Consider the following 7,357-nt stretch of genomic DNA (forward strand, 5'->3'; position numbering starts at 1 on the left):
CTCTCACCCGGGCCTGGCTGCGGTCGCTGCTGTGGCACCGGCCGCGCCCGGACGACGGCCGGCGCCTCGCCGAGGCACGCGAGCAGCGCTCCGCCGCCGCCCAACAGGCCGTCCAGCCGGGTCCGTACTGGGCGATCGACGCCGGACCGGTGCGGATCATCGGCATCGACACGGGCCTGCTCGGCACCCTCGACGCCGAGCAGGGCGCCTGGCTGCGCGAGGTCTCCCGGGGATCCCGCCCGAAGATCCTGGTCACCGGCTCGCCGCTGTACGTGGACGGCCGGTGCGAGCCGTGCGCCATCGAAGGCGGCGGGACCGTCGACGCCATCGTCCGCGACCCGGACCACCACTACGTGGCGGCGATCGGCGGCGACATCCACAACTATCAGCGCTATCCGGTCCGGCTGGACGACGGCCGCACGCTCCAGTACGTCGTCGCGGGCGGGGGCGGCGCGTTCATGCACGCCACCCACACGATCCCCCGCGTCGACGTCGCGGGCGTCCATGAGCAGGACTTCCGCTGCTACCCGCTGCGCGGCGACTCCCTGGCCTTCTACAGCCGGCTCTACGGCCGCCGGCTGCGGATGCGCCGCTTCTTCACACTCACCGAGGCCGAGGCGACGGCAGTGATCGCCGAGCGTCTCGGCATCAAGCCCACACGGGCCCCGGGCACCTCGACCCGCGTGACCCGGCGGGTCCGCCTGGTCGCCGGGCTGCTCGGCACCGGCCGCCGCCCCGACAAGGCCAAACGGTTCCGGCTGCCCGTGCGGAAGATCTACACGTCGCTGTTCTCGCCGGGCTCGGCGACGTACAGCCCGCCGTTCTTCAAGTGCTTCCTGCGCCTGGACGTCTCCCCGGAGTCGGTCCGGCTGCGCTGCTACGCGGCCACCGGCAACCTCGCCCAGGAGATCGCCCCGCCGGTCGAGGACGAGGTGACGATCCCGCTGCGCTGACGGTCGGGCCGGGTCACCAGCGGCCCGGCTCGGTCCCCGTGATCGGCTGCGATGCCGTGCCGTCCGTCCCGACGGGCACGTCCCCGGCGAGCATCACGCGGTGCATGATCCGGGGATGGTCGAGGTGGGCGGTGTCGCCGGGGGCGAGGTGCATGGTGGCGCGATTGTCCCAGAACGCCACACTGCCCGGCTCCCAGCGGAAGCGGACCGTGTACTCGGGCCGGACCGCCTGCTCCAGCAGCATGTCCAGGACGGCGCCGCTCTCCGGCCGGGAGAGGCCGGCGATCTGCTCGACGTAGTAGCCGTTGACGTACAGGATCCGCTCGCCCGTCTCCGGGTGGACGCGCACCAGGGGGTGCAGCGTGGCGACCTGGCGGTCCAGCAGGTGCCGGACGTACGCGTCGTCGCCGGGCCGGGGCTGGTAGCCGACGCCGAGCCGGTGCTCGGCCCGCAGCCCGTCGACGAACTGCCGGAGCGGCGCGGAGAGTCCGGCGTACGCCGCCGCCAGGTTGGACCAGGTGGTGTCGCCACCGTAGGGCGGTACTGTCTCGGCGCGCAGGATCGTCGCCGCGGGCGGGTCCACGCGGGCGCCGTGGTCGCAGTGCCAGCCGCGCAGCAGGGTGTGGCGGCGTCGTCGCAGCCACTCGTCGTGCTCCATTCCGAACCGTCCGCCCAGCTCCAGCCGGTCGGCGGTCGTCTCGATCTCGGGGAAGTCCGGGGGCGAGGCCTTGCCGCGCCGGGGCAGCACCACGGTCTCCCCGAACCGGCGCGCGAATGCCACGTGCCCGGCGTGGTCCAGCCGCTGTTCTCGGAAGAACACCACCTTCCACCGCAGCACCGCCGCCCTGATCACGGCGACCACGGCATCGTCGAGGTCGGCCGCCAGATCGACCCCGCTGATCTGGGCCCCGATGTGCCCCGCGACCGGCTGCACCTCCACCCCGGCCTCCCGCGCCGCCGCGTCCGTCGTCCCGCTGTCCGTCGTCATGAGCGCTCCGCTGGTCGTGGCCGTGGTTCCCGACACGAAGATCGTGACAGCGATCCCCGCCGAGGGCGAGCATGCCGGGACGAGCAGGTCGTACCTCCGTGGCAGCGTCGGGCTCCGGCGCCGCCGATGCCGTCCGCCGTCCCCGATTCCCACGTGTCCGGTTGATCATTGCCTGCCCTGTCCGTGACGCTGGAGGGACGACACAGCCGTACGCGCACTCGACGGGAAGGTCCCACGGTGATCAGCATCCCGACCCACACGCTCAACGACGGTACGACGCTCCCCGCCCTGGGCCTGGGCACCTGGCCGCTCGGCGACGACGAGGCACAGCAGGCGGTGCTCTCGGCCCTGGAGGCGGGCTACCGCCTGATCGACACGGCGACGAACTACCGCAACGAGACGGGGGTCGGCCGCGGCGTGGCCTCCGGCGTGGTGCCGCGCGAGGAGATCGTCGTGACGACGAAGCTCCCGGGCCGGCACCACGGTTACGAGGAGACCCTCGCCTCCTTCGAGGAGTCCCGGGCCCGCCTGGGCCTGGACTACGTCGACCTGTACCTGATCCACTGGCCGCTGCCGCGGGTGGACCGCTTCGTCGACGCGTGGAAGGCCATGATCAAGCTGCGCGAGGAGGGGCTCGTGCGGTCGATCGGCGTCTCGAACTTCACGGCCGGGCACATCGAGCGGCTGGAGCGGGAGACCGGGGTGCTGCCCTCGGTCAACCAGATCGAACTGCACCCCTTGCTGCCGCAGGACGAGCTGCGCGCCTTCCACGCGGGCAGGAACATCGTGACCGAGAGCTGGAGCCCGCTGGGCCGGGGCACGTCCCTGTTGCAGGACCCGGCCGTGCGGCGGATCGCCGGGGCGCACGGGGTGAGCGCCGGGCAGGTCGTGCTGCGGTGGCACACGCAGCTGGGCGCGGTGCCCATCCCGAAATCTGCCAACCCGGAGCGGCAGCGCGCCAACCTCGACGTCTTCGGTTTCGAGCTGAGCGAGGACGAGATGCGGGCCGTCGCGGACCGGGCGCACCGGCGGATCGGCGGTGACCCCGAGGTGCACGAGGAGTTCTGAAACGGGTACCCGGGGCCGTCGAGGCGGGAAGGAGCAGCACGTGGCTGAGCGGGACCGGCTGCGGGACTACCGCGGCAAGCGCGACTTCGACCGGACCGGGGAGCCCCGGGGACGGGACGCGTCCGCCGGGGACAAGCCCCGGTTCGTGGTGCAGATCCATGACGCGAGCACGATGCACTTCGACTTCCGGTTGCAGGTGGGCGACGTACTGAAGTCCTGGTCGGTCCCGAAGGGCCCCTCGGCGGACCCGAAGGACAAGCGGCTGGCCGTGCCCACGGAGGACCATCCGCTGGAGTACGAGGAGTTCGAGGGCGTGATCCCCCACGGCGAATACGGCGGCGGCACGGTGATCGTCTGGGACCACGGCACGTACGAGCCGCTGAGCCATGACCACGCGGGCCGGCCCGTCGACTTCGCCCAGTCGCTGGAGCGCGGGCACGCCACGTTCCGGCTGAGCGGTTCGAAACTGCACGGCGAGTACGCCCTGACCCGGTTCCGCGGCGGCCAGGGCGGCGATGGCGAGGAGGCGTGGCTGCTGGTGAAGCGGGCCGGGGGCACGGCCCGTACGCACGGGGCTCCCGATCCCCGCCGCGCGCGCTCGGCCAAGTCCGGCCGCACGCTCGCCCAGGTCGCGTCCGACACGGCCGGGGAATGAGGTCAGAACAGCGGTGTGAGTGACTGTTCGCACCAGATCGTCTTGCCCCGGGTGGTCTGCCGGCTGCCCCAGCGCTGGGTGAGCTGGGCGACCAGCAGCAGACCGCGGCCACCCTCGTCGTCCTGGTGCGCCCGCCGCAGGTGCGGGGAGGTCGAACTGCCGTCCGACACCTCACAGATGAGGGTCTGGTCCCGGATCAGGCGGAGCTGGATGGGCGGAGCGCCGTACCGGATGGCATTGGTGACCAGTTCACTGACGACGAGTTCGGTGACGAAGGCCGTCTCGTCCAGGCCCCACGCGGTGAGCTGGTCGGTCGCGGCCTGCCGGGCGGCTGCCACCTCCGCGGGGTCGGGGGTGACGTCCCAGGTGGCGACCTGGTCGGCGCCCAGCGCCCGGGTCCGGGCCAGCAGCAGGGCCACGTCGTCACTGGGCTCCTCCGGCAGTACGGCCTTCAGCACGGTGTCGCACAGCGCGTCCAGCGAGTCGGCGGGCACCGTCAGGGCCCGGCACAGCTCGTCGGTGGCGTGGTCGACGTCGCGGTCGCGGTCCTCGATGAGCCCGTCGGTGTAGAGGGCGACGACGGACCCCTCGGGCAGCTGGAGCTCCGTCGCCTCGAACGGCAGTCCGCCCACACCCAGCGGCGGCCCCGCGCTCATGGGGATCAGCCGGGCCGATCCGTCGGGCAGCACCAGGGCGGGTGCGGGGTGCCCGGCGGCGGCCAGGTTCAGACGGCGCGCGACGGGGTCGTAGACGGCGTAGAGGCAGGTCGCGCCCAGCTCGGCGACCTCGTCGCCCTCGTCGTCCGAGGCGAGGTGGGTGACCAGGTCGTCGAGGTGCGTGAGGAGCTCGTCCGGCGGGAGGTCCACGTCGGCCAGCGTGCGGACGGCCGTGACCAGCCGGCCCATGGTCGCCGTGGAGGGGATGCCGTGCCCCACGACATCCCCGACGACCAGTGCGACACGGCTGCCGGACAGCGGGATCACGTCGAACCAGTCGCCGCCGATGCCGGCCGCCGAGCCGGAGGGCAGATAGCGGTGGGCGACCTGGACGGCGGCCTGGCCGGGCAGGCCTCTGGGCAGCAGGCTGTGCTGGAGGGCGAGGGCGGTGGTGCGTTCCCGGGCGAAGCGGCGGGCGTTGTCGACGCACACCGCGGCGCGGCTGGCGAGTTCCTCGGCGAACACCGCGTCGTCGTCGGCGTAGTCGTCGGGCTGCGCCACCCGCACGGCCACGGCGACACCGAGCGTGGTGCCGCGGGCCCGCAGCGGTACGGCCATCATCGAATGGACGCCCTTGCGGTACGGGCGGCCGTCGGGGGCGCGGGAATTGCGCTCGGCGACCCAGCGCATGAACGCCGGCTCCCCCGCCTGGCTGATGATGGCCCGGCCCTCCCGCATGGCCCGGGCGATCGGCGAGAACGAGGGGTAGACATCCACCTCTCCCAGGTGGACGGCCGCCTCCGGAGTGCCCTCGGTGACGGATCCGTGGGCGACCCGCCGCAGCGTGATCTCCTCGTCCGACACCGTCGGGGCCTCGTCCGCGCCGAGCACCCAGTCGAAAAGGTCCACGCTCGCGAAGTCGGCGAACCGGGGCACCACGACCCCGATCAGCTCCTCGGCCGTGCGGACGACGTCCAGGGTGGTGCCGATCGCGGCGGCGGCCTCGTTCAGCAGGGCCAGCCGCTGCCGGGCCCAGTACTGCTCGGTGCTGTCGAAGGCGGCCAGGGCGGTCCCCACGAGCTCGCCGGCGGCATCGCGCACCGGCCACATCTCGGTGACCCAGGCGTGCTCCCTGTTGAGGGCCGGCGCGCCGGTGTAGCTCTCGTACCGCAGCGCCCGGCCGGTCTCGACGACGTGCCGCAGGTGCCAGTTGAAGCCGAGGCTGTGCTCCGCCTCCTCCACGGTCTCGGGGAAGGGCCGGCCGAGCAGCGTCTCCTCGGACACGCCCATCACGTGGCAGGCGGCGTCGTTGAGCCGGAGGTAGTGCTGGCGGGTGTCGAAGACGGACATCGACATGGACGCCTGCTGGAAGGCGCGGCCCGCGAGGGACGTCTCCTCGGGGCCGGGCGACGCGGCGGTGATCACATAGCCGCCCGCTTCCCCGTCCGGGCCGGTCACGGCGCAGGCTCTGACGCGGAGCCCGACGAGGTAGCCGTCGCGGTGGCGCACCATGACGGTGCCGGAGCGCGCGGACACCGCCTCGGGCGGCACGGTCTCGGCGAGCAGGTCCCGTGCGGCACGGCCCAGGGCCTCATCGGCCGGGTAGCCGGTCAGCCGCCGGGCTCCCTCGCTCCACCCCGTCAGAATGCCGCGGGCGTCGATGATCGCAGCGGCGGAGGCGTCCTCCATATCGTCCAGGATTATCCCTTTGCCGCCTCCTATCAACCGCGGTGCGGCATTCGTGACGTGTCAGGCCCGGTGGGCGCGCAGCGCGGCGAGCGCCCGGTCGGCGTGCGCGTTCATGCGTAGTTCGCTGCGTACGACGTCGAGGACGGTGCGGTCCTGCGCTATGACGAACGTGGTGCGCTTGGTGGGCGCCAGGGAAAAGCCGCGCTTCACCCCGAACCGCTCGCGGACCGCGCCGTCGGCATCGGACAGCAGCGGCATGCCGAGGCCGTGCCGGCCGGCGAACTCCTGCTGCCGCTCGACGTCGTCGCCGCTGATGCCGACGGGCCGGGCGCCGACGGCTGCGAACTCGGTGGCGAGGTCGCGGAAGTGGCAGGCCTGTGCGGTGCAGCCGGGTGTCAGGGCGGCCGGGTAGAAGAAGAGCACGACCGGGCCCTCGGTGAGCAGCCCTGACAGGCTGCGGACGGTGCCGGTCTCGTCGGGCAGGGCGAAGTCCTCGACCTTGTCCCCGGTCTCCACGCGCGCGGTCACGACCTGCCCTCCGCGGTGCGGGCGACGCCGCGGGCCCAGAGCACCAGGGGCACCTGCAGGGGCAGGCGGGCGAAGGCGGCGGCCTTCTGCGGGGCGGGACGGTGGCGCCAGTCGGCGGCCATCTTGACGTTGGCGGGGAACACCCCGACGAAGAAGGCGGCCGTGGCCAGCGCGGCGGCCTTGCGGGTGCGCGGCAGTGCCAGGCCGGCGGCCAGCGCGAGCTCGGCGGCGCCGCTGGCGTGGGTCCAGGCCCTCGGTGTGCCGGGCAGGCCGCGCGGGATGGTCGCGTCGAACGGGCGTGGGGTGGCGAAGTGGGCGACGCCCGCGGTGGCCAGAAGGCCGGCGAGCAGCAGGGGCGAGCGATCGGACCGGGGCACGGTTCCTCCTCTGAAAGCCTGCCGCGCATTATTACCGGACGGTAGTCGGGTCAGTTCACCGGGTCCGCCGAGTGCCCGTGATGTCTGCCCGGCGTGCAGCCGAAGGAGCGGCGGAACACGTCGATGAACGCGCTGGCGGAGGACCAGCCGCAGCGGTGCGAGACGGTCGTGACGGGCAGGCCGACCAGGCGCAGGTCGAGCCGGCCGTAGGCGCGGTGGGCGTGCACGGTGCCGGCGGAAACCCAGATGGCGCGGGTGCCGGGCGCGAACCAGGTCCCGGCGTCGGTGGTGACGGCGACGACTCCGGCGCCGGCCCGCGCTGGGCCGGCTGCTGCTGTGCGGCCTGCGCGAGCCGGCGCCGCCCAGGGCGGCGGCGGGCGAGCGGGCGGATCGCGTGATCCGGCCGGACGGTGACCCTGGGGTCAGGGGGTGCCGGCCGGGGT

Annotated in this window: 6 protein-coding genes and 2 pseudogenes; 3 read left to right on the forward strand and 5 right to left on the reverse strand. The window is 73.4% G+C overall.

Annotation, left to right across the window (positions count from 1 at the left end):
* Nucleotides 1-953: pseudogene (locus tag C1J00_RS34505) on the forward strand (metallophosphoesterase); the annotation flags it as partial.
* Nucleotides 954-966: 13 nt separating this feature from the next.
* Here C1J00_RS34505 and C1J00_RS34510 read toward each other — a convergent pair.
* The gene (locus C1J00_RS34510; protein WP_102912898.1) at nucleotides 967-1,941 is read right to left on the reverse strand and encodes a TauD/TfdA dioxygenase family protein; all 975 of its coding nucleotides are present in this window, start codon (nucleotides 1,939-1,941) and stop codon (nucleotides 967-969) included.
* 237 nt (nucleotides 1,942-2,178) lie between these two features.
* Here C1J00_RS34510 and C1J00_RS34515 point away from each other — a divergent pair, with 237 nt between their 5' ends.
* On the forward strand, nucleotides 2,179-3,009 hold the full coding sequence (locus C1J00_RS34515) for an aldo/keto reductase (protein WP_102912899.1): 831 nt from the start codon (nucleotides 2,179-2,181) through the stop codon (nucleotides 3,007-3,009).
* Between the two features lie 40 nt (nucleotides 3,010-3,049).
* A complete protein-coding gene (locus C1J00_RS34520) occupies nucleotides 3,050-3,664 on the forward strand; it encodes a DNA polymerase ligase N-terminal domain-containing protein (RefSeq protein ID WP_102912900.1) in 615 nt (204 codons plus the stop codon).
* Between the two features lie 2 nt (nucleotides 3,665-3,666).
* Here the strand turns inward: C1J00_RS34520 and C1J00_RS34525 are convergent, their stop codons facing one another.
* The 4 genes and pseudogenes from C1J00_RS34525 to C1J00_RS34540 all read right to left on the reverse strand — a co-directional run.
* On the reverse strand, nucleotides 3,667-6,009 hold the full coding sequence (locus tag C1J00_RS34525; protein ID WP_102912901.1) for a SpoIIE family protein phosphatase: 2,343 nt from the start codon (nucleotides 6,007-6,009) through the stop codon (nucleotides 3,667-3,669).
* Nucleotides 6,010-6,069: 60 nt separating this feature from the next.
* Entirely contained in the window at nucleotides 6,070-6,537 is a 468-nt protein-coding gene (locus tag C1J00_RS34530) for a peroxiredoxin (RefSeq protein ID WP_102912902.1), read from the reverse strand.
* The gene (locus tag C1J00_RS34535) at nucleotides 6,534-6,914 is read right to left on the reverse strand and encodes a DoxX family protein (protein WP_102912903.1); all 381 of its coding nucleotides are present in this window, start codon (nucleotides 6,912-6,914) and stop codon (nucleotides 6,534-6,536) included. The genes C1J00_RS34530 and C1J00_RS34535 overlap by 4 nt, the downstream gene beginning before the upstream one ends.
* Before the next feature lie 50 nt (nucleotides 6,915-6,964).
* Nucleotides 6,965-7,228: pseudogene (locus C1J00_RS34540) on the reverse strand (AraC family transcriptional regulator); the annotation flags it as partial.
* Nucleotides 7,229-7,357 lie beyond the last annotated feature (129 nt).

The sequence above is a fragment of the Streptomyces cahuitamycinicus genome (assembly GCF_002891435.1).
Classification (GTDB): domain Bacteria; phylum Actinomycetota; class Actinomycetes; order Streptomycetales; family Streptomycetaceae; genus Streptomyces; species Streptomyces cahuitamycinicus.

Coding starts and splice junctions, on each gene's coding strand:
- C1J00_RS34525 (WP_102912901.1), bottom strand. CDS start 6,009: ATGGAGGACGCCTCCGCCGCTGCGATCATCGACGCCCGCGGCATTCTG.
- C1J00_RS34510 (WP_102912898.1), bottom strand. CDS start 1,941: ATGACGACGGACAGCGGGACGACGGACGCGGCGGCGCGGGAGGCCGGG.